Here is a 21,335-nt window from a genome sequence, read left to right as displayed (position 1 = left end):
TGGAAAAACAGAGCCTCTTTTTTCAACCCTGCGCGTATTTCCATCCTCCAAATGAAGAAATATCCTCGCTGTCTCTGGCAGCACTCGCCTCACAAAGAAAGCCCTGCACATGCGTTCCATCTTCGAGTTCAATCGTGCCAAAGCCGAGCGGAGCTGGAATTAACGAAACGAAAGAGCCCAGTTCAGCAACAGGCATTTCCCATATTTCAAGCTCGATTGAAGAGCCGGGATTATTGGTCCGGATAAGGCCCGGCTTTTCTGGAGAAGCAGGCAGCCGGACAAGCTGATAGTGTGGTGCCGTTTTGGCTTCTTTTATAAAAAGGGCACTATGTTCCTTCATTTGTTTCTCAAGCGGAAACCCTCTCATGTGAAGTCCGCAGACTGCTACGAGTGCAGTAGTTTTTTGTTCGGGAGCACGGCGGCCGTGCAGAAAAAGATCCGCCAGGCCATTGATCAAATGCTCCTCTTTGTTGCCTGAAAACAGGGTGATGCCAAACGGCAGATCTTCAGCTGCATCTTCAGCTGGAATATTAATAGCGCATAGATCAAGCAGGTTGCAGTGGTTTGTATAAAGCCCCATCTGGCTGTTCGTCCCAATCGGATTTTTCCGCACCTCTCCGCGCGTCCAGGTGCCTCCAGCTGTCGGCATAACCAGTACCGCATCCTCCAGCTGCTGGCGTGCCTTTTGTTTAAAGGCCTGCATTGTATGCATCGCTTTAAAAAGGGAAGCCGCGTCGTATTCAGGCTTTGCGCCGGACCGCAGCACGGTTTCCGTCACCGGGAAGGCAGCATTCTCATGCTCCGTAATAAATTCTCCTAAATCCGCCCATCGCTCGGCTACCATGGGACCGTCGTATAAAAGAGCCGCCGCTTCTGACAGATAGCTGACATCCATTGTTTGAACTGGAATACCGAGTTCCTTTATTTTTGCAGCGGCCTGCTGCCATGCATGCTTATACTGGTCAGCAAATGGGCCATAGAAAACAGGCAGACCATCTGGCATGTATACTTTTTTTGGAAGAGCCGCCGCCTTACGCTTAATCGGTCTTGACCATGGATCATCAGCATCAAAGCCGCGGGCAGCTTGATCGACCAAATCCACATCATTCAGGCTGCTGGCAAAAACCGTCACACAGTCAAGGCTTGCACATGCCGGAACAACTCCTCTCACCGGCCACGCCCCGAGGCTCGGCTTATAGCCGACAAGGCGGTTGAGCCCGGCTGGCACCCGGCCGGACCCGGCTGTGTCCGTGCCAAGTGAGAAAGCAGCCTGGCCGCGGGCAACTGATACAGCAGAGCCTGAGCTTGAACCGCCGCTTATTAATTCAGGCTTCAGGGCATTTTTTGTTTCGCCGTAGGGACTTCTTGTGCCGACAAGACCGGTCGCAAACTGATCTAAATTCGTTTTTCCAACAGGAACAGCCCCGGCGTCAATTAAGCGCTGAACTACTGTTGCATGCTCCTCCGGCGTATAAGCAAATTCTGCACAGCCGGCAGTGGTCGGCACGCCGGCAAGGTCAATATTATCTTTAATGGCAAATGGAATCCCCCACAGCGGTGCTTGTTCACGGCTGATCGATTTTAACCGTTCCACATAAGGGCGGATGAATGTCCAGGAAGGCGGCGTGATCCAGATATTCATCTCTTTATCCGCCTGAGCGCGCTCGATAATTTCGTTCATAACCATTTCAGGCTGCAAAGCACCTGACTGATAACTCTCTGTTAACTCACGAATGGACAACATTTTCGGTACGCTCATTGTCTGCATCGGATACACCCCGCTTTTCTTTTGTAATGGAGACAATCAGCTGGCCGGCGTGAACTTCATCGCCTGGTGAAACATAAACTGATTCAACAAATCCGTCGCTCGGTGCTGTTTGAGGAAACTCCATTTTCATGCTTTCTTCAATGATTAATGTATCGCCTTTTTTCACCTCGTCACCCGGTGACACAAGCACCTTCCAGACGCTTCCCGGCATTGTGCAGCGGACGGCTTCAGCTCCTTCGGAAAGAACTTCTTCTGCCGGCTCTGCAGCTTCATGCTCTGACACATATTCTGCAAGGCCAAGCTCCCGCCAGCTTTCCCGCTCGGCACGAAAAGCAGCCTGCTGTGTTTCACGGAATTCCCGGGCGCTTTCTTCAATCGAATCCAGGAAAGACAGATATTCACCGAGTTTAAAAGTTGTTTCCGTAATATCGACTTCAAATCGTCCACGCAGGAAGTCCTCACGCATTTGCAGCAGCTCATCGGCGCTGACCGGATAAAATTGAATCTGGTCAAAAAAGCGTAGCAGCCATGGCTTGCCAGCCTTGAAGCTTTCCGTTTCACGAAGCCGGTTCCATACTTGAACCGTGCGGCCGACAAACTGGTAGCCGCCTGGTCCTTCCATGCCGTACACGCACATATACGCGCCGCCTATTCCAACGGCATTTTCCGGTGTCCACGTGCGGGCCGGATTGTATTTCGTTGTGACAAGGCGGTGGCGCGGGTCTACCGGTGTTGCTACAGGCGCGCCTAGATATACATCACCAAGACCGAGAACAAGGTAGTTGGCATCAAAGACAATACGTTTGACATCTTCAATTTCGTTCAATCCATTAACCCGGCGGATAAATTCCAGATTGCTTGGGCACCAGGGTGCATCAGGACGGACATTTTGCTGGTAGCGGTCAATCGCCAGCTGCGTGGCCGGATCATTCCATGAAAGCGGTAGGCGGACAATGCGCGATGGTACTTCGATTTCTTCCAGTGGCGGCAGGCTTTCATCAATTGAAGCAATAACCTCGAAAAGTTCCGTAATGGACATTTTCGATGCGTCAATATGAATTTGCAGGGAGCGAATACCCGGTGTTAAGTCCAGCACAGGAAGATCTGTCCGTGCCTGAATAGCTTCCATCAGCGCATGTACCTGGAACCGGAGCGGAAGATCCAGCTCCATATCGCCGTACTCAATCAGTACATGCTCATCACCTGCCGCGCGGATTGTCATCGGGAAGCGGCTCTTTGACTGCTCAATAAAAACGGGATAATCAGCTGACAATTTCGCTGCTTCTGCCGGCAGAACTGGAAGTGAATAATCAGTACTGCCCGAACCAATAGCGCTCAAATGACATTCCTGCTTTTGACGCAGTGATTCTGCTTCTTCCAGCGTCAGCAGCTGAAAACGAATGCGGTCGCCAGCGTGAAGCTGGCCGATTTTCCAAAACTCGGCGGAAGCAGTGGTGACAGGGCAGACAAAGCCGCCAAGACTCGGCCCGTCCGGTCCGAGTAAAATCGGCATATCACCCGTTAAATCAAGCGTTCCAATGGCGTACGCATTATCGTGAATATTTGAAGGATGAAGTCCTGCTTCACCACCATCTTCACGTGTCCAAAGTGGAGCCGGCCCGATTAAGCGGACGCCGGTGCGGGAGCTGTTAAAGTGAACCTCCCAGCTTGTTTCGGTCAGCTGGTTCAAATATTCTGGCAGTAAAAATTCATTTGTGCAGTGAGGACCGGGAATAACTCCGATTGTCCATTCTTTCGTTAAAACTGGCTGTTCTTCTGCAGCAAGCGCGGCAGCAGCAGGAGCATCAGCTGCATGTACCTGGAGGACATCACCGGTGCGAAGGGCGCGGCCGCCATGTCCGCCGAAGCCGCCCAGTGTAAAGGTTGCAGCGCTGCCAAGGTGCAGCGGCATATCCAAACCGCCTGCTATGAGGAGATAAGTCCGCATGCCTCTGGCTGCTTCACCGAATGTAATCACCTGCCCGCTTTTTGCCTGTATCACGCTGTACATCGGCACAGCTTCTTCATCAAGAACAGCATTCATATCTGCTCCGGTTAAACAAAAAGCAGTGTCGCCCCGAAAGCGATAGGAGCCGCCGCGCAATGTCAGCTCAAGTCCTGCCGCCCGATCGCCGTTTCCTAACAGCTTGTTGCCGATTCGGAACGAAAAAGGGTCCATCGGTCCGCATGGAGGAACACCGACATCCCAGTGGCCGATACGTCCCGGCCAGTCTTGCACGGTTGTTTGAATGCCGCCATCCAGCACTTCAATCGCCCGCTCAGCCGGCGTGAAGTTCTCCAGCATACGTGTATGGACGAGCCCGCTTCGGCAGTTCTCCTCCTGTAAAAGTGCTTGAATGTATTGCAGGTTTGTTGTTACTCCGTAAAGGCGTGTTTCGTTTAACGCGTCAGACAGCTTGTTAATTGCTTCCTCGCGTGTTTCGCCATGAACAATAATTTTAGCCAGCATCGGATCATAAAGAGAGGTAACGTTCAGACCGTCCCGTACCCACGTTTCAATCCGGGCCCGGTCAGAGAATTGAACTTTATCCAGCTGGCCGCCGCTTGGGCGGAAAGCATTTAAGCAGTCTTCTGCATAAATGCGTGCCTGAATGCTGTGTCCTTTTGGTGCTTCGTACAATTGGTCAAGCCCGCGCAATTCACCAGCTGCTTCACGAACCATCCACTCGACTAAATCGATGCCCAGTACTTCTTCTGTTACACCGTGCTCTACTTGAAGGCGGGTGTTGACTTCAAGAAAATAAAATTCTTCCGCTTCCGGGTCATACAGGAATTCAACTGTGCCGGCACTCCGGTAGCCGACTTCTTCCGCAAGGCGCTTTGCAGAGGCAAGCATATGCCCCCGAACAGAAGAAGAAAGAAGGGGAGCCGGGCTTTCTTCTACAACTTTTTGATTGCGCCGCTGAATCGAGCAGTCCCGTTCACCGAGGGCCGCGACTTCGCCAAACTGGCTGCCGAAAATCTGCACTTCCACGTGGCGGGCTTTTTGAATATATTTCTCTAAAAACACGCCGCCATTGTTGAAATTTGTTTCAGCCAGCCGGCAGACCGAATGAAATGCTTCTTGAAGCGCTGTTTCATCGGCGCAGACACGCATGCCGATGCCGCCGCCTCCCGCTGTGCTTTTCAGCATAACCGGGTAACCGATTCGCGCTGCTTCTGACAAAGCTGTCTCAAGATCGGTAATCAGCGGGGTTCCAGGTAAAAGCGGAACATTCGCTTTTGCTGCCATTTCGCGGGCGGAATGCTTTAAGCCGAACACTTCCATCTGCTCCGGCGTCGGGCCGATAAACACAATGCCGTTTTCGCGGCAGGCACGGGCAAAGTCTGCATTTTCACTTAAAAATCCGTATCCGGGATGAATCGCCTCGGCACCTATTTCAATCGCGGTTTTTAAAATAAGCTTGGCATTTAAGTAGCTGTCTTTCGCCGCACCTTCGCCAATTAAAACCGCTTCATCTGCCAGGTCGACATGGAGACTGTCTTGATCGGCTTTTGTGTATACAGCAACAGAAGCGATTCCCATACGGCGAAGCGTGCGCTCAATGCGGACTGCGATGGCTCCGCGGTTGGCTATTAATACTTTTGTAAACATAGTGATCGCTCCTTTTTTAGTTATTCCAGATCAGCAGCTGGATCGGTGTCGGGTTATAAGCATTGCATGGATTGTTTAACTGTGGACAGTTGCTGATTAAAACAAGTGTCCGGCTTGCGGCCTGCATTTCCACATAATAGCCGGGTGCAGAGACGCCGTCCGCAAAGGTCAGGCCGCCGTCCGGTGTCACCGGTACATTCATGAAAAAGTTAACGTTTGGAGCCAGGTCGCGCTTTGTAAAGCGCGGATCATTTTTTGACAGCTGCAGCATGAAGGTGTCACGGCAGTTGTGCATTGGAAGCGTATCGTGTGAATAACGGACCGTGTTGCTTTGTGCAGAGCAGGCACCGCCGAGAGTATCATGATTTCCGCATGTATCCGCCACAATTTTAACAAGCTCTTTTCCAGACTCGGAAACAAGAACAGAACCGGCTGTTAAATACACATTGCCCTGACGCTGAATCGTATTGACTGCGCTGTAATGGTCCGAGGGATTATCAGCATCATAAAAGAGCGTATCGGCTGCCTGGTTTCCTTTAAGGTCCACAATGCGGAGCACCTGTCCGGGTTCGAGTGTATATGTCCAGCCATCTCCGGCAGGAATGATTTCGTTGTAAACGGCTTCTTCCGCTTTTCGTTCACTTACAGCCTGATGCAAAACAGCCATTATCGAACGCCTCCTTCAGTAAGCAAAGTATGGTCCCATGTATTTTCGAACGCGCGCCGGTTTTCCGGGCGGTGATTCAAGCAAATGTCATCCTTCTGTACCGGTGCCGCATCTGTGATTGTTACTTCTACCGGAACAGACGGGTAAGAAGCGGCCGGGTCAAGCGGGTTAGGTGTATTGGACAAAATAAGAAGAACGTCTAATTCCGTCCGCAAAGTAATGTGATCGCCTTTTTTGGCATGGCCGGAAACAAAGTGCATCGCGCCGTCTTCTGTGCAGTACACTTTAGAAAAAAGATTCATAACAGGGACGACATCACGTGCTGTCAGGCCGTTGCGGAAAAGCTCAACCGCAAAGTTTTCTTCGCCGCTTCGGTACCAGTCATTCCGTTTTTCCTGATACGTTGTTTTTCCGTAACATGCATCGATCATGCTGCGGGATGCATAGCCGGAAATGGTATCATGCCAGCCGAGTGAGTCGGCCGTAATACTTGCCAGGACGCGGCCGTTATCGCTCATCAAAACATTTCCTGTTGTTAAGTGAGCTGTATGCTGGGCTTTCAATGTATCGGGCATATTGTAGCGCTCTGCGGTGTCGTGAGCGTAATAGAGAAGAAGAGACACATTCGCGCCTTCTTCCATAGCAGTAAATGTAATGGATTTGCCGCGGCTGATCCGTCCGGACCATTTGCCGCCGGCAGGAATACGTTTCGTGAAACTAGTAGTCATAGTAGACATCCTCCTTATAAAAAATAAAAAGGATAAAAGCCCGGGACATGATCGTCTCCCAGGCTTTTATCCTTCCGTGTATACAGCAGCTGCTGCACGCTCCCTCTTGGACCAGTCTTTAAAGAAGTTTCTTTAAACGGAACCCTAGGCAGCTTTTTGTTTCCAACTCATTGTGGAAACCTTTATTGGTTTATGCAACAAGTATAGCAGTCTGAAAAAACTGAAAACAATAAACGTGTCAGATTATCTTACATGGTTTTTCGATGTGCCAGTACTTTTCGAGAAGAAGCTGCTGTGCTTTCTTTCGATGTGCCCCATGCATTTTTCAAAGCTAAATAAACAAATCCAATCACTACCCAGATGATTCCATAAGTTAGTGTATGCTTATCTAAAAGAGTAAGCAGCCAGCCAATAAATCCAGCGCCGGTTAATGGGAAAATAAGATACAAAAATGTTTCTTTTAATGAGCGTTTTTTTAGTTTTACATAGTAGTGGGCAATGACTGACAAATTAACAAATGTAAAAGCGGTAAGAGCGCCAAAGCTGACAAATGTCACGGCTGTGTCAAGATTGATAAAAACAGCAGATAATGAAACAGCGGCGACAAACAAAATGTTTGCAACGGGTGTTTTATATTTCGGATGAATAGTAGTAAACAGTTTTTCTGGCAAAACGGATTCGCGTCCAAGAGCGTATAAAAAACGGCTGACGCTCGTCACGGATGAAACTCCCTGTGTAAACGTAGCGACCATTAACACCATAATAAAAAGGGAGCTGAGCAGATTTCCGCCGACAAGCTGAACAAGGCTGTAAGCCGCATTATCCGGATTTGTAAATGTGAAGCCTGGATACGCAACCTGTGTTAAATAGGAAATGGCAATATACATAGCCGCAGCAATAAATACAATAAAGAATATGGCTTTTGGAATCGTTTTTTGGGCATCAATGGTTTCTTCAGCCATGGTTGTCACAGCATCAAAACCAAGGAAACAAAAGCAGATTAACGCTGCACCGGAAAAAACGGCGCCAAACGTCATCTGATCACTGAGAAACGGAGTAAGAGAGAATAAAGAGCCTGCGCCAGTATCACCGGCTATAATGTCCTTAACGATCAAAATGCAGAAGAGGAGGATAAATCCGATCTGAACAAGAACAGACAGGCCGCTTACCCGCGCTGCTGATTTGATGCCGACAATGTTCACGACAGCCAGGATAACGTTCATCACAATAATCCAGACAAAAACAGGAATGGCCGGAAATTCAGTATTCATAAAAATGCCGAATGTCAGGATCGCAATAATCGGTGAGAAGATATAATCCATCAATAGCGCCCAGCCGACGAGGAAGCCGGCTTTTGGATGGATCGCTTTTTTGGTGTATGTGTAAGCGGATCCTGAAATTGGATAAGCTTTAACCATGCGGCTGTAGCTGTAGGCAGTGAAGAAAATAGCAATAAAGGCCGTTACATACGCTGCGGCCATCATTCCTCCGGCCGCTTCAAAGGCGACACCGTATACAGTAAAGAAAATCATTGGCGTCATCCAGGCAAGACCCATGAAAACGACTTGGCTCAGCTTCAGTGATTTTGCTAATGTCGGTTGTTCTTTCATTCCATTCACCCTCTTTTCCAAATTTGAATGGAAAAACAAAAAGCCCGGGAGAATTTTATGTAAAAAAATTCTCCCGGGCTTTTGTCCCTCCGTGTATACAGCAAAACTGTACGCTCTCTCTCGGACCAGACGTTTTTCAACCGGAACCCTAGAGAGCAATTTTGTTCTTGATTGCATTAATAAGAACCCTTATATATTTGATATCATGGAGTATAAGGAGAAAAAGGAAGAGGTTCAACAAACATGTTAGATTTTATAACAATATATTTTAAACAAAATGTATTTGTATGCCGATTCATTTTTCTTTTTATGTAAAATGTGTGGTATATGGAGACGGAGGAAATAAAATGAAGCAATCAAAATGGGGAGCACTGAGCTGGATTTCAGCCGCTGTTTTATTTGCGCTCAGTCTCTGGTTCAGTGCATCTGTTGTTATTGACGAATTAACGGAGAGATGGGGTTTGGGGGAGACAGCGAAACCGTGGGTATCCGCGGCCGTGCCGGCGGGCTTTACGGCAGGCGCATTGGCCAGCTCTTATTTTGGCCTGGCAGACCGGTTTAATGCACGCAAGCTATTTGCGATCTGTGCTCTGGCGGGCGCGTTGATAAACAGTTTGATTTTGCTTGCAGACAGTGCTTTTTATGGGGTTGCTCTTCGGTTCCTGACAGGGGCGGCACTTGCCGGAGTCTATCCGACTGCCGTGAAAGTTCTGACCCTGTGGTTTCCGAAAAGACGCGGCTTTGCGATTGGCATTGTCATTGGTGCACTAACGATGGGTTCGGCTCTGCCCCATCTGCTTGCATGGATCGCTTCCGGATTGAAGTGGCAGGCTGTGATCAGCATAAGCTCGGGATTAGCTGTTTTAGCAGCGGCCATTATGAGCATCCTGGTGAAAGATCCTCCTCAGAAGGGCACAGCCTCGGTGTTTTCTTTTAATATGATCGGCAAAGTTCTCCGCAATAAGCCGGTTATGCTGGCAAACTACGGGTACTTCGGCCACATGTGGGAGCTGTATGCTATGTGGACATGGCTGCCCGTATTTCTCGCAGCCGGAGGTTCGATTCCTTCATCACTCCTATCCTTTACGGCGATTGGATTGGCGGGTGCCGCCGGCTGCGTAGCAGGAGGCATACTGGCAGACAAAATAGGGCGGGCCCGTTTAACGATATGGGCAATGGGCATCAGTGCAGCCTGCTCTATTTCAATTGGCTTTGTATTTGGGCGCTCGGCTGTTTTAACAGTCATTCTTGCCTTGATTTGGGGGGCTGCGGTCATCGCGGATTCGGCTCAATTTTCTGCAGCCGTCTCTGAATTCGCCGAGTCAGAATATATGGGCACCGCTCTGACTTTTCAGATGAGCATTGGCTTTTTGATTACAATCCTGTCTATTAATCTTGTTTCTTTTCTGCAGCCATACATGGGATGGGAAGGAGTTTTTATTTTGCTGGGACTGGGCCCGATTTTAGGGATCGTATCGATGGCCAGGTTTAGCCGGTATGAAAAAGATCGTTTGCAGGAAGAGTGAGTATTTCCTCTTTATTCAATAAATGTTCATTTATGTTTTCTCTTTTTAAGCTGTTTTACGGTAAGCTAAAAGAAAACGCTTTTACGGGAGGAGATCCAATGGTTTACCGGCAGCTGCGATATCCGTACTGGCTCGTTGCCTTCCTGGCGCTTGTGCTTGCCAGCAACACACTTCTTTATCAGCCTGCTGTTCAGGAACTTCTTTCTATTCAAATTGAAAACGGCGTTGTGATCGGTTCACTCATTGATCTTGTTATTATTGCACCCGTTCTTGCTTATTTTGCTTTTAAGCTGTCAGCCAAGCAGACAATCGGGCTGATGTTTCTAGGAGTGGTCATGGCACGGCTGCTTGTGCCCGAAGAGTTTTTCGCTCCTTACAAAAGTATTTTGTACGCGGGTGCCGCAGCAGAAGGGCTTCTTTTAGCAGCTGAGCTCGGGCTGCTGTTTTATGTTCTTTGGAAAATACCAGCCATCCGCAAAGAGATGAATGGGACAGCGGCCATTTACTCACTGCTTCCGGCTGTTGAAAAAGCCGCTTCTGGCAACAAGCTTGTCGCTCTCGCTGCTTCTGAATTTCTTATGTTCTATTACGCTTTTTTTACCTGGAGAAAAAAGGCGCCATCTCATCAGGGCGTGGTTACGATGCATGTGAAAACAAGCGCGGTTGCGATGAATCTAATGCTTATCCATGCAATCGTCATCGAAACAATTGGCCTCCACTGGTGGCTGCATGAAAAATCGATTGTTATTTCCATTGTTTTGCTCGTGTTGAATGTATACTCTGTTATTTTCTTTTTGGCTGAAACACAACTGATCCGGCTGGCTCCTATCGAAATAAAAGAAGGAAAGCTATATGCAGCACATGGATTAACCAAACGAATTATTGTGCCATTAGAAAAAGTAAAAGAAGTAAAATGGGGTGCCAGGCCGAATAAGCAGGCTCTTGAATTTATTTTAAAGGATTTTGAAACGCCTGAAGCCCAGGTAGTGATCACTCTATGTGAGCCTGTAACAGCCCGCCTGTTTATGGGAAGGAAAAAAGAAGTAGAGGAATTGGCGTTTCGTGTTGATGAGCCTGAGAAGCTGAAACAGCTGATCGAAGCAGAGCTGTCAATACATAATCAGTAACACGCTTTCCTTAGCCTAATTTGTTCCATAGTTGCCATGCTTATGTAAAATAAGCGTGGTTTTTTTTGATCTTTACAGGAAAAAGGAGAACTGGTATCGAATTGTAACAATAAACAGGGGAATTAAGGGGAAAGAGGAGGGGGGGCAATTGCCAGGTATAAAACCTGATCAAACCCATAGGAGCGTCACAGAGCGGGAAGAAATGTTCAGAGACATTATTGACTACTCATTTGAAGCAATTATCGTTCACACGGACTGTGAGATTACGTATGTTAACCAAACAGCCGCTTCTTTTTTTCGAACATCAAAAGAAGCGTTAATTGGCAGCGATATTTTCTCAATATTTCCGTCTTCATCGCGCGGGATAATACAAGAATGGATTCAGAAAGCAATCAAAAAAGACGAAGCAGTATTGCGTATGGAAGAAAAAGTGATGCGGGCTGATGAAACGGTTATAGAGGCGGAAATCCACAGCCGGCCAGTTACTTTCGGCAAGAAAAACATGATTCAAACTGCTTTTCAGGACATTACGTACCGGAAAGAGGCGGAGAAAATATTAAATGACCGGGAGAAGCTTGTCTCCATTGGCCAAATTGCAGCAGGGATTGCCCATGAAGTGAAAAACCCATTAACAGCCGTAAAAGGATTTTTGCAATTGCTGAAAGAATCTCATTCACATCCATATTTACAGACAATGGAAAATGAATTGGATAAGGCCCTTCTGACCTTGCAAAATCTATTGCAGGTATCCAAACCGGACCTTCAGGACGAGCTGCTCGTTCCAATTGATTTTTGCAATGAATTAAAATCATTAATGCTGCTGTTTCAGGATAAGCTTTACGATGTGGAAGTGGAAATGGATTTGCGTGACCGGGGCATTCGGGTTCTAGGTAAAAAAAACCTGTACTTAAAAGCATTTTTTAACTTGATCAAAAACGCTTTGGAAGCGATTCCTGAAAAAGGGAAAATAAAAATTGTCCATTATGCCGAAAATCAATGGCTTCATATTGAAATAACAGATACAGGGATAGGGATACCGAAAGATAAGCTTAATATGCTTGGTACTCCTTTTTTCTCAAGCAAGGCGGAAGGAACCGGACTCGGGCTGACACAAGTATATACCACGATTCATGAACACGGCGGCCATATTTCTGTTGACAGTACACCTGGAGAAGGGACCACTTTTTGTATTCGGCTTCCTATTACCGAAGAAACGTAAGAGAAGCCTGGCTGCCAGCGGAGCTGAAACGGTGATAAACAATCATTTACGTTAATTGGATTATATCTGCCAGTTAACTTCCTATAAAACCGTCCAGACCGTTCTGGACGATTTTATTATGAACAGCCATCCAGATTACAGGACTGTCCCTCCATTAAAAGAGTTACTTTTTTCTTTTGTTTTTTTTGTTCCTGTTCAATGATTTCTTCAATTGCCTCTTTAGAGCGGATACCGGACACCTTTGAACTGCCGATAATAAATGTTGGAACTCCGGTCACTTCTGCTTCATGATAAGCATGCTTAAGCGCTTTTTTATGAGCTTCTTGATACGTGCGGTTTTGAAGAGCCGTACGGTATTTTTCTTCATGTAAGCCAACTTCTCCGGCTAGCTTTGTTAAAACATCTACATCACCAATGTTCTGCTCTTCCTGAAAAAAAGCCCGCAATAACCGGATGTTGTACTCATGGCCTTTGCCATTTTCCCTGGCAAATTGATACCCTTCAAAGGCAAGGTGGGTGTAAGGCTGTGGAGAAACATTCGGCAGGACAATCGGGATTCCCATTTCTTTTGCCAGCGGGTACACAGACTGCTTCCATGTAGTTTGAAGATAGCTTCCTTCAGGGCGGAGTGTTTCATTTGGATAAGGACGAAGCTCAAACGGCATCCATTCAATCTCTATATTCTTTTTTCCTTTAATAGCTTCAAGGAGCGGTTGTTCCGCCAAAAAACAAAATGGGCACACATAATCGGAGTATATGTTGATTTTTAACGTCATAGCGAAAGTCTCCTTTCTTATTCCTTTCAGCTGATTATATAGCGGCAGGGGAGGTTCGTCTAACTATCTGCTTTCTCAAAATGTTTCACGTGAAACAAAAAAGATGCACAAAGGCATCTTTTTTGTTTCTTTTTATTCAGAAGGAGACTTGCTGCTGCCCCGTCTTCTTTCTTCTTCTTCCTGAGCCATAATTTCGGCGTCTTCCGCATTATCGCGAGTGACTTTTTGTGTTAAGATGGCGCCGACCGCCACTAAAATCATCACGGCAATATAATAACCTTTTTCATTTAATTCCATATCCGCGTTAAAAAGCCCGATTGAAAACAGGGCAACACCTGCAACAAAAGTGAAATAAGCTAAAAATGTAAAAGCGGGTGTATTTCTTTTCCGGTATCGCTGCATATTATTTCCCCCTTGTATGGAATTAGTACTAGATACTAATACTATACCATAATTTTCTGAAAAAGAACATTAATGTAAAATGAAATTAAAAAAATCCGCTGTGATAAGATAAAATAAACGGAACAAACCGGAGGTGGAAGAATGAAGGAATTTTCAATTGAAAAACCAATACCGTATTATGAACAATTTTATCATTCGATTAAAAAAATGATTTTTGATGGGACGTACAAGCCAGGGGAGCGCATTGTTGAGACGCAGCTGGCCAAGCAGTTCGGTGTAAGCAAAAGTCCGGTGCGGGAAGCAATCCGCCTTCTTGAAAAAGAAGGACTGGTTGTAGTTGATGATAAATCGCGAGTGATGGTGTACGAACCGACATTGAAGGATGTAGAAGATATTTATTATTGCCGGATGGCTCTGGAATCATTTGCAGTCAGTTTAACCGTTGCTTTAGCCTCCGACAAGGAACTAAACGAAATAAAAACAGCGCTTGAGGAAGCGGAAAGGGCCATTCAGCGAGGGGCAGAAGCAAGTGAAATTATAGCGTTAAACGCGAAATTCCACCGGTTTATTGTTCAATTCACCAAAAACAAGCGGCTTCAAAAGCAAGTAGACGATTTAAAATCGTTAACACAGTTTTACCGTATTTTACATTTCCAGGATCAAAACCGGGCATCCATTATTTTAAGGGAACACCAGCAAATATTTGGCCATATTCGGTCGCGGAATAAGGAAAAAGCTTCGCAGGAAATGATCACACACTTGGAGCATGATCTAGCTCATATTACACAGGTCCTGCAGCAAATGACCTGAGGCGATGGGCAGTCTTGCAAGGGGCTGCGGCTGCCGGCTGCTCTTTTTCTATGAGGCGAACGATGGACCAGCCGGCACGCTGCGCCGTCTGTCTCACCTGTCCGTCTTCGGCCTTGAGCCTGCGAGGTCTTCCGGTTTACTGTATCGAAGGAGTCTGTATCTGTCCGGCTCCAGGTGAATGTGTTTGTATGCTGAAAACGAGAAATAGCTCTTTTTTTTATTGCCGGCAAACCGTTAATTTAGTAAACTAAAGAAAATACAGTCGACTGTCGACTAAAAGGAGGAATAGAGTATGAAACAATTGAAAATTGCTAACATTCCCGGAGATGGGATCGGAACAGAAGTAGTCGCAGCGGCAACGGAAATTTTGAAAACGGTATCAGATATCCATGGAGGATTATCTTTTGAATTTACCGATTTCCCGTGGAACTGCCGTTATTACCTGGAACATGGAGCTATGATGCCGGAAGATGGAATGAACCAGCTCTCTCAATTCGATGGCATCTTCCTGGGAGCGGTCGGTGATCCAAATCTTGTGCCGGATCACATATCACTATGGGGCCTGCTTATTAAAATACGCCGTGAGTTTGAGCAGTCTATCAATCTTCGCCCGGCAAAAGTGATCAAAGGGATTCGCTCGCCGCTGTTGAATCCAAAAGATTTCGATATTATGGTTGTCCGGGAAAACAGTGAAGGAGAGTACAGCTCGATTGGCGGGAAAATGTATCAAGGAGATGATGAGATCGCCATTCAAAATGCTGTTTTTTCGCGAAAAGCAACCGAGCGTGCCATGCGTTTTGCATTTGACCTGGCAAAAAAACGAAACAGCCGTGTTACAAGCGCGACGAAATCGAATGGGATTGTGTATTCTATGCCGTTTTGGGACAGCGTTTTCGAAGATGTGGCTAAAGATTACCCTGGTATTCAAACCGATTCCCAGCACATTGATGCATTAGCTGCCTTTTTTGTCACCCAGCCTGACCGGTTTGATGTGATCGTAGCCAGCAATTTATTTGGGGATATTTTAACTGACCTTGGGGCAGCCATTATGGGCAGCATCGGTATTGCCCCAGCGGCGAATATTAATGTAAACGGCAAGTATCCGTCTATGTTCGAGCCCGTGCATGGCTCAGCGCCTGACATTGCGGGCAAAGGGCTGGCCAATCCAATTGGCCAGATCTGGACGGCGAAAATGATGCTTGACCATTTCGGCGAGGAAGAACTGGGCCGGGTGCTGCTCGACACTGTTGAAAGCGTGACAAGCGATGGCTTTTTAACACGCGATATTGGCGGCAGGCATTCCACGAAGGATGTAACCGATGAAATCATTGCACGGCTGAAAAAGAAATAAAAAAAGAAGTTGAAAGAGCTGCAGGAAAGAAATTCATTTTCCGCGCGGCTTTTTTCTATTTTGTTAAAATGGAAAACAGATTAGAAGAAGCTGGAGATGAATAGATAAATGCTTATTGTACTCACAATGTTTTTGCTGGGCACACTGTTCGGCTTTATTGGAGCGGGAGGTGCCGGCTTTGTTATTGCGGTGTTAACGGTATTTTTTCATATACCCATTCATATGGCACTCGGCACGTCACTGGCGGCAATGGCATTTACAAGCATATCCGGGGCGTTCAGCCATTATCGGGAAGGAAATATCCATTTGAAGATAGGGCTGATCGTCGGAGGATTTGCAGCGGCCGGTTCGTTTGGCGGCGCCAGGCTGGCAGCTGTTATACCGGATGAGTCCCTGCATTGGCTCACAGCAGGCATGCTGTTTTTATCAGCGCTTCTGCTGGCAGTGAAATTATTTTTCTTACAGGAGACTTCAAAGGAAATTGATGAAAGAAGGTACATAGTTTTTCTCAAAAGTATGTTTTTGGGCCTGCTGGCAGGAGTGCTGTCGGGCACATTTGGGATTGGATCGGCACCTTTTATTCAAATAGGCTTAATGATTCTTTTGCATTTAACGATCCGTCAGTCTGTTGGAACAACTATGCTTGTGATTGTCCCGCTTGCAATTGGAGGAGGGGCGGGATACCTTTCGGAAGGCTTTATCGACTTTTTCCTGCTGCTGAAAGTCTTAATCGGTACGGCATGCGGGGCTTATCTGGGAGCAAAGTTCACAAATATAGTGCCTAAGCCTTTACTAAAATCGGCGATTATTTTAACGCCGACAGCAGCAGCCCTTCTTTTAGTAATGTAATCTGATAAAAGGACTAGGCAAAAAGTATTTATGGGATGTATAATAGTGGTACAAAATAATCTGTAAAAGGCAAACTTCTCCGAAAGGAAAGGACGCAAAGCCGTGAGCCTAAATGCTTAATAAGCATATGGTCGTCAGGTTGCCAGGCTCTCATTCTGTGAGTCCCGGCTGACAGAATGGAGGGCTTTTTGTGTTGAAAAAAATAATCGTTTCAGCTTTGTTTTTTGTGCTGCTCGCTTCCTCGGGTCCCCGGCTTAACGCAGAGGCTTCTGCGCCAAACGGCCAGGCGACCTGGCTCTGGAACCCATGGATGATTGTCAATGATGAAGCAGGAACACTGGCTTTTTTGGAAAGCAAGCAGGTAAATAAAGTGTATGTACAAATTGACCGTGATGTTTCTGTGAATGTATACCGCAGCTTTATTGAAAAAGCCGCTGCCAGAGGAATGAAAATTTATGCGCTTGATGGAGCGCCGGGCTGGGTGGCTCCAAAGGGATACACGAGCCAGGACCAGCTTATACAGTGGCTCAGCAGCTATCAAAACGGTTCAGCGGCCAGCCAGAAATTTGCCGGCATTCATTTGGATGTAGAGCCTTACTTATACAGCGGCTGGACATCAAATCAAGCAGCAGCAATTAAATCCTACCAGGCTCTATTGCTGAAAGCAAAAAGCAGCGCAGCTTCTTTGAAAATTCCGCTTGAAGCCGACATGCCATTCTGGTTTGATGAAATAGCCTATAAAAATACGTATGGAAAAGGAAATTTAGCGGAATGGGTAATTGCCAATACAAACAGCGTAACGATTATGGCTTATCGCGACAGCGCGCCTCTTATTATTGAATTTGTCAAAAATGAAATCGCTATGGCTCAAAAGCATGGAAAGCTGCTTGTAGTTGGGGTTGAGACAGGAGAAACCGGCGAAGGAGATAATATTTCTTTTTTTGAAGAAGGCGAAGCGGCAATGAAAAATGAATTGGCTGCAGTACAGGCATTTTACGCAAATTCTTCAGCGTTCGGCGGCACGGCTGTTCACCATGTCGGCAGCTGGATGACAATGAAACCATAAAATGGAAAATCCAACTTTTATAAGACTGTCGATAAAATCGACGGTCTTATTTTTTTTTTGAAAATTTTATGGCTGAAGGAATAATTTTTACTAAAAAAATATTTACTTTTAGTAAAATATAAGTTAAATTGAAGTAAAAAAGGGGGCGCTTTCATGAATTTAAAATCATTAAAATTAAAATTTAAAGAAGTCTTTGGGAAGCAGGCAGAGAGGATCTTTTTTGCGCCAGGTCGAATTAATTTAATCGGAGAGCATACCGATTACAATGGCGGACACGTTTTTCCACTTGCTATTACATTTGGTACGTATGCTCTGGCAGCAAAGCGCGAGGATGATCAGCTTCGTTTTTACTCGGTCAATTTTGCGGAAAAAGGCATTATAGAAAGCTCACTTCAGGCACTTCATTACAAAGAAGAAGACAGCTGGACGAACTATCCGAAAGGCATGACGAAACTGATGATTGAAGCAGGCTATCCAATTAGTAAAGGATATGACATTCTTTTTTACGGCAATATTCCAAATGGTGCCGGCCTTTCTTCTTCGGCTTCTATTGAGCTGGCAACCGGGGTGATGCTTGAAGGATTATTCAATTTATCGATTGACCGTGTTGAAATGGTGAAAATCGGACAGAAGGTTGAGAACAATTACATTGGTGTAAACAGCGGCATTATGGATCAGTTTGCCATTGGGATGGGAAAAGAAGGAGCGGCGATTTGGCTTAACTGTGAAACACTTGAATATCAATATGCGCCAATCGAGCTCCCGGATGCAAGCATTGTTATAATGAATACGAACAAACGCCGTGAGCTTGCTTCATCTAAGTACAATGAACGGCGAAGCGAGTGTGAGGAAGCAGTAAAAAGGCTGCAGAAACAAATACATGTTACATCATTAGGTGAGCTGACAGTTGAACAATTTGACCAGCACCGCCCGGCAATTGGGGATGCTGTTTTAGAAAAGCGGGCCAGGCACGCTGTTTATGAGAATGCCCGGACGATTGAAGCGTTAAACAAGCTGAAGGAAGGAAACCTGGAAGCTGTCGGGCGCTTGATGAATGAATCGCACCGCTCACTTGAACGTGATTATGAAGTAACCGGAAAAGAGCTGGACACGCTTGTTCAAACGGCGTGGGAGCAGCCGGGTGTTATCGGGGCGCGTATGACCGGCGCTGGATTTGGAGGCTGTGCCATTGCCATTGTGAAAAATGAAAACATAGATTCATTTATTCAGGAAGTAGGAAAACGGTATAAAGAAGAATGCGGCATCGAAGCGGCGTTTTATATGGCCAATATCGGCGGCGGTGCGCGCGAATTAACGGAGGAGGAAACGGTATGAGTATTGCAGTTGTAGGTGGAGCAGGATATATTGGATCTCATGCAGTCCGGGCGCTTCTGGCACAAAATCGTGATATTGTGGTGATTGATAATTTAGAAACAGGGCATGAGGAATCAGTACCAGAAGGAGTTCAATTTTACAAAGGGGATATTCGTGACCGGGACTTTTTAAATGAAGTATTCGAACATGAGCAAATTGACCAGGTTGTTCACTTTGCTGCCAATTCTCTTGTCGGCGAATCAATGGAAAATCCACTGAAATATTACGACAACAATGTATTTGGCACACAGATCCTCCTTGAAACGATGATTAAGCACGGAGTAAAGAATATCGTCTTTTCATCTTCCGCTGCCACATACGGCGAGCAAAAGAAAATGCCCATTACTGAAGAAGCGCCAACTGCTCCAACAAGTGCGTACGGCGAAACAAAGCTGGCGATGGAACGGATGATGAAATGGTGTGATGCAGCGCATGGAACAAAATTCGTTTCCCTCCGTTACTTTAATGTAGCCGGCGCAAGTGCATCGGGAGTGATTGGAGAAGATCACGAGCCTGAAACCCATTTAATTCCGCTGGTTCTGCAGGTGGCTAACGGACAGCGGGAGCATATTACGATCTTTGGAGAGGATTACCCGACAGAGGATGGAACATGCATTCGTGATTACATCCATGTAGAAGACCTGGTTGATGCCCATATTCTGGCGCTGGACTATTTAAAAGAAGGCGGCGAAAGCGACATTTTTAACCTGGGGTCTAACCAGGGCTTTTCAGTCAAAGAAATTGTCGAAACAGCCCGCACAGTTACAGGGCACAAAATTCCAGCTGTAATTGGTGAAAAACGCGCGGGTGATCCGGCAGTATTAATCGCTTCTTCTGAAAAAGCGCGGAAAACATTGGAGTGGTCTCCGTCACGGACCGACATTGTGACCATTATCCGCGACGCGTGGAACTGGCATCAGCATCATCCTCACGGCTATAAGGGAGCAGACCGCTCATGATCTTTGCTTATATTGAAGAACTTATCAGCAAAGCTCAAACAGCGGGGCTGATTGAAAAAAGGGACCATGTGTATACAAGGAACCGGCTGCTTGCCCTGCTGGAAGAGAACAATTTTGAACAGCCCGACGGAGAAAAAACAGAGATATCAATTCCAGATCTGGCAGAAAAAATTACCGAATATGCAGTTGGAAAAGGAATTGTTCAGCCATTTTTAGAGGATAAAGAAATGTTTGCCGCTGATCTTATGAATGTTTTTATATCAAAGCCGTCCGAAATTGCCCGCGAATTCTGGGAAAACTATCAGTCTTCCCCGCAGCAGGCAACCGATTTCTTTTATAATATGAGCCGAAATTCCAATTATATTCAAACAAAGCGGATTGCTAAAAATATTTCTTATAAAGCATCAACCGATTATGGAGAAATTGATATTACTATTAATTTATCGAAGCCGGAAAAAGATCCGGCTGAAATTGCCCGGGCAAAGCTGCGCCCGGAGCCGGAGACAAATTACCCAAAATGCCTGCTTTGTGTAGAGAATGAAGGATATGAAGGGCATGCGAATCATCCTGCCCGCGCCAATCACCGGATTATTCCGGTCGAGCTTGGCGGTGAGGAATGGTTCCTGCAGTATTCTCCATATTTATATTACAATGAACATTGTATTTTATTATCGGGTGAACACCGTGATATGAAAATTGACCGGGAAGGGTTTGAACGGCTTCTTGATTTTGTTTCCCAGTTTCCGCATTATTTCGCTGGCTCCAATGCTGATTTGCCGATCGTGGGGGGGTCTATTTTAACCCATGACCATTACCAGGGAGGCCGATATGAATTTGCGATGGCGAAAGCAAGAGAGGACCTGTCGTTTTCAATGGAACGCTTCCCGGCAGTGGAGGGCGTTACCCTGTACTGGCCAATGTCCGTTATCCGGCTGAAAAGTGAAGACCGGAATGAATTGGCCGCGGCGGCCGATTATATATTAAACTCCTGGAAAACGTTTGATGACAAAGCCTGCGATATTTATTCTTTCACAGGAAGCACCCGCCATAATACCATTACACCGATTGCCCGAAAGCGCGGCTCTGTTTATGAATTGGATCTGGTCCTGCGCAATAACCGGACAACAGAGGAACACCCTCTCGGCTTATTTCATCCGCATGCCGATATTCACCATATTAAGCGTGAAAATATCGGATTAATTGAAGTAATGGGGCTGGCCGTGCTGCCGTCACGTTTAAAAGAAGAGTTAAGCGAAGTCGCGGCCTTCGTAGCGGATGGATCTGGAAAAGTAAAAGAAGAGCATCTCAAATGGGCAGAAGAACTGCGTAAGGCATATGACGGGCAGGAAAATGCAGATGAATTTGTCCGCCAGGCAGTGGCGGCGAAATTTTTAAGAGGCCTGGAGGATTGTGGCGTCTTCAAGCAGACAGTAGAAGGAAGAGCGGGATTCGCCCGTTTTTTAAAGCAACTTTAACCGATTGGAATG

17 protein-coding genes and 3 riboswitches are annotated in these 21,335 nt (G+C 46.4%); of the genes, 10 read left to right on the top strand and 7 right to left on the bottom strand.

From position 1 onward, the window contains the following. Positions 1-22: 22 nt before the first annotated feature. The 5 genes from atzF to VP98_RS11665 form a co-directional block, all read right to left on the bottom strand. Positions 23-1,768: an allophanate hydrolase gene (gene atzF, locus VP98_RS11685; RefSeq protein WP_046175571.1), complete on the bottom strand. Its 1,746-nt coding sequence runs from the start codon at positions 1,766-1,768 to the stop codon at positions 23-25. After that, positions 1,728-5,384, bottom strand: coding sequence for an urea carboxylase (gene uca / locus VP98_RS11680; RefSeq protein WP_046175570.1), 3,657 nt, complete (start codon positions 5,382-5,384; stop codon positions 1,728-1,730). Before uca ends, atzF begins: the two co-directional genes overlap by 41 nt. 16 nt (positions 5,385-5,400) lie before the next feature. Then, positions 5,401-6,051, bottom strand: a complete 651-nt coding sequence (locus VP98_RS11675; protein WP_046175569.1) for an urea amidolyase associated protein UAAP2 — start codon at positions 6,049-6,051, stop codon at positions 5,401-5,403. Continuing rightward, positions 6,051-6,779 carry an urea amidolyase associated protein UAAP1 gene (locus VP98_RS11670; protein ID WP_046175568.1) on the bottom strand — a complete coding sequence of 243 codons (729 nt, stop codon included), beginning with the start codon at positions 6,777-6,779 and terminating at the stop codon, positions 6,051-6,053. The genes VP98_RS11675 and VP98_RS11670 overlap by 1 nt, the downstream gene beginning before the upstream one ends. A 53-nt stretch (positions 6,780-6,832) precedes the next feature. Continuing rightward, positions 6,833-6,938: riboswitch (guanidine-I (ykkC/yxkD leader) on the bottom strand. A gap of 89 nt (positions 6,939-7,027) precedes the next feature. Next, positions 7,028-8,389 (bottom strand): APC family permease, encoded by a 1,362-nt coding sequence (locus VP98_RS11665; protein ID WP_046175567.1) that lies wholly within the window; start codon positions 8,387-8,389, stop codon positions 7,028-7,030. Between the two features lie 68 nt (positions 8,390-8,457). After that, positions 8,458-8,552: riboswitch (guanidine-I (ykkC/yxkD leader) on the bottom strand. A 184-nt stretch (positions 8,553-8,736) separates the two neighbouring features. Here VP98_RS11665 and VP98_RS11660 point away from each other — a divergent pair. The 3 genes from VP98_RS11660 (at position 8,737) to VP98_RS11650 (ending at position 12,261) form a co-directional block, all read left to right on the top strand. Further along, the gene (locus VP98_RS11660) at positions 8,737-9,915 is read left to right on the top strand and encodes an MFS transporter (protein WP_046175566.1); all 1,179 of its coding nucleotides are present in this window, start codon (positions 8,737-8,739) and stop codon (positions 9,913-9,915) included. A gap of 98 nt (positions 9,916-10,013) precedes the next feature. Next, positions 10,014-11,042, top strand: a complete 1,029-nt coding sequence (locus tag VP98_RS11655) for a hypothetical protein (RefSeq protein WP_046175565.1) — start codon at positions 10,014-10,016, stop codon at positions 11,040-11,042. 148 nt (positions 11,043-11,190) lie between these two features. Beyond that, the gene (locus tag VP98_RS11650) at positions 11,191-12,261 is read left to right on the top strand and encodes a two-component system sensor histidine kinase NtrB (RefSeq protein ID WP_231584171.1); all 1,071 of its coding nucleotides are present in this window, start codon (positions 11,191-11,193) and stop codon (positions 12,259-12,261) included. Between the two features lie 116 nt (positions 12,262-12,377). Here VP98_RS11650 and VP98_RS11645 read toward each other — a convergent pair whose 3' ends face one another. Further along, positions 12,378-13,037 (bottom strand): DsbA family oxidoreductase, encoded by a 660-nt coding sequence (locus VP98_RS11645; RefSeq protein WP_046175564.1) that lies wholly within the window; start codon positions 13,035-13,037, stop codon positions 12,378-12,380. Between the two features lie 132 nt (positions 13,038-13,169). Further along, positions 13,170-13,439 (bottom strand): YiaA/YiaB family inner membrane protein, encoded by a 270-nt coding sequence (locus VP98_RS11640; protein ID WP_046175563.1) that lies wholly within the window; start codon positions 13,437-13,439, stop codon positions 13,170-13,172. Between the two features lie 141 nt (positions 13,440-13,580). Between VP98_RS11640 and VP98_RS11635 the strand changes: the two genes are divergently transcribed. The 7 genes from VP98_RS11635 to galT all read left to right on the top strand — a co-directional run bounded on the left by VP98_RS11635 (position 13,581) and on the right by galT (position 21,323). Then, the gene (locus VP98_RS11635; protein ID WP_046175562.1) at positions 13,581-14,249 is read left to right on the top strand and encodes a GntR family transcriptional regulator; all 669 of its coding nucleotides are present in this window, start codon (positions 13,581-13,583) and stop codon (positions 14,247-14,249) included. 292 nt (positions 14,250-14,541) lie between these two features. Then, positions 14,542-15,600: a tartrate dehydrogenase gene (locus VP98_RS11630; RefSeq protein ID WP_046175561.1), complete on the top strand. Its 1,059-nt coding sequence runs from the start codon at positions 14,542-14,544 to the stop codon at positions 15,598-15,600. Between the two features lie 108 nt (positions 15,601-15,708). Next, entirely contained in the window at positions 15,709-16,449 is a 741-nt protein-coding gene (locus VP98_RS11625; protein WP_046175560.1) for a sulfite exporter TauE/SafE family protein, read from the top strand. 58 nt (positions 16,450-16,507) lie between these two features. After that, positions 16,508-16,596, top strand: a riboswitch (cyclic di-GMP riboswitch). Positions 16,597-16,639: 43 nt separating this feature from the next. Then, the gene (locus VP98_RS11620; RefSeq protein WP_231584170.1) at positions 16,640-17,515 is read left to right on the top strand and encodes a histidine phosphatase family protein; all 876 of its coding nucleotides are present in this window, start codon (positions 16,640-16,642) and stop codon (positions 17,513-17,515) included. Positions 17,516-17,668: 153 nt separating this feature from the next. Next, positions 17,669-18,850 carry a galactokinase gene (locus VP98_RS11615; protein WP_046175559.1) on the top strand — a complete coding sequence of 394 codons (1,182 nt, stop codon included), beginning with the start codon at positions 17,669-17,671 and terminating at the stop codon, positions 18,848-18,850. Next, positions 18,847-19,848: a UDP-glucose 4-epimerase GalE gene (galE, locus tag VP98_RS11610; RefSeq protein WP_046175558.1), complete on the top strand. Its 1,002-nt coding sequence runs from the start codon at positions 18,847-18,849 to the stop codon at positions 19,846-19,848. The genes VP98_RS11615 and galE overlap by 4 nt, the downstream gene beginning before the upstream one ends. After that, the gene (galT, locus tag VP98_RS11605; protein WP_046175557.1) at positions 19,845-21,323 is read left to right on the top strand and encodes a UDP-glucose--hexose-1-phosphate uridylyltransferase; all 1,479 of its coding nucleotides are present in this window, start codon (positions 19,845-19,847) and stop codon (positions 21,321-21,323) included. Before galE ends, galT begins: the two co-directional genes overlap by 4 nt. Positions 21,324-21,335 lie beyond the last annotated feature (12 nt).

It is taken from the genome of Domibacillus indicus (assembly GCF_000970685.1).
Lineage (GTDB): Bacteria > Bacillota > Bacilli > Bacillales > Domibacillaceae > Domibacillus > Domibacillus indicus.
Note: the sequence above shows the minus strand (reverse complement) of the source record. Positions and strands in the feature narration are given on the sequence as shown.

Bases quoted from the DNA above. Each gene is read 5' to 3' on its own strand.
- atzF (WP_046175571.1), bottom strand. From the start codon at position 1,768: ATGCAGACAATGAGCGTACCGAAAATGTTGTCCATTCGTGAGTTAACA.
- uca (WP_046175570.1), bottom strand. From the start codon at position 5,384: ATGTTTACAAAAGTATTAATAGCCAACCGCGGAGCCATCGCAGTCCGC.
- VP98_RS11675 (WP_046175569.1), bottom strand. From the start codon at position 6,051: ATGGCTGTTTTGCATCAGGCTGTAAGTGAACGAAAAGCGGAAGAAGCC.
- VP98_RS11670 (WP_046175568.1), bottom strand. From the start codon at position 6,779: ATGACTACTAGTTTCACGAAACGTATTCCTGCCGGCGGCAAATGGTCC.
- VP98_RS11665 (WP_046175567.1), bottom strand. From the start codon at position 8,389: ATGAAAGAACAACCGACATTAGCAAAATCACTGAAGCTGAGCCAAGTC.
- VP98_RS11660 (WP_046175566.1), top strand. From the start codon at position 8,737: ATGAAGCAATCAAAATGGGGAGCACTGAGCTGGATTTCAGCCGCTGTT.
- VP98_RS11655 (WP_046175565.1), top strand. From the start codon at position 10,014: ATGGTTTACCGGCAGCTGCGATATCCGTACTGGCTCGTTGCCTTCCTG.
- VP98_RS11645 (WP_046175564.1), bottom strand. From the start codon at position 13,037: ATGACGTTAAAAATCAACATATACTCCGATTATGTGTGCCCATTTTGT.
- VP98_RS11640 (WP_046175563.1), bottom strand. From the start codon at position 13,439: ATGCAGCGATACCGGAAAAGAAATACACCCGCTTTTACATTTTTAGCT.
- VP98_RS11635 (WP_046175562.1), top strand. From the start codon at position 13,581: ATGAAGGAATTTTCAATTGAAAAACCAATACCGTATTATGAACAATTT.
- VP98_RS11630 (WP_046175561.1), top strand. From the start codon at position 14,542: ATGAAACAATTGAAAATTGCTAACATTCCCGGAGATGGGATCGGAACA.
- VP98_RS11625 (WP_046175560.1), top strand. From the start codon at position 15,709: ATGCTTATTGTACTCACAATGTTTTTGCTGGGCACACTGTTCGGCTTT.
- VP98_RS11615 (WP_046175559.1), top strand. From the start codon at position 17,669: ATGAATTTAAAATCATTAAAATTAAAATTTAAAGAAGTCTTTGGGAAG.
- galE (WP_046175558.1), top strand. From the start codon at position 18,847: ATGAGTATTGCAGTTGTAGGTGGAGCAGGATATATTGGATCTCATGCA.
- galT (WP_046175557.1), top strand. From the start codon at position 19,845: ATGATCTTTGCTTATATTGAAGAACTTATCAGCAAAGCTCAAACAGCG.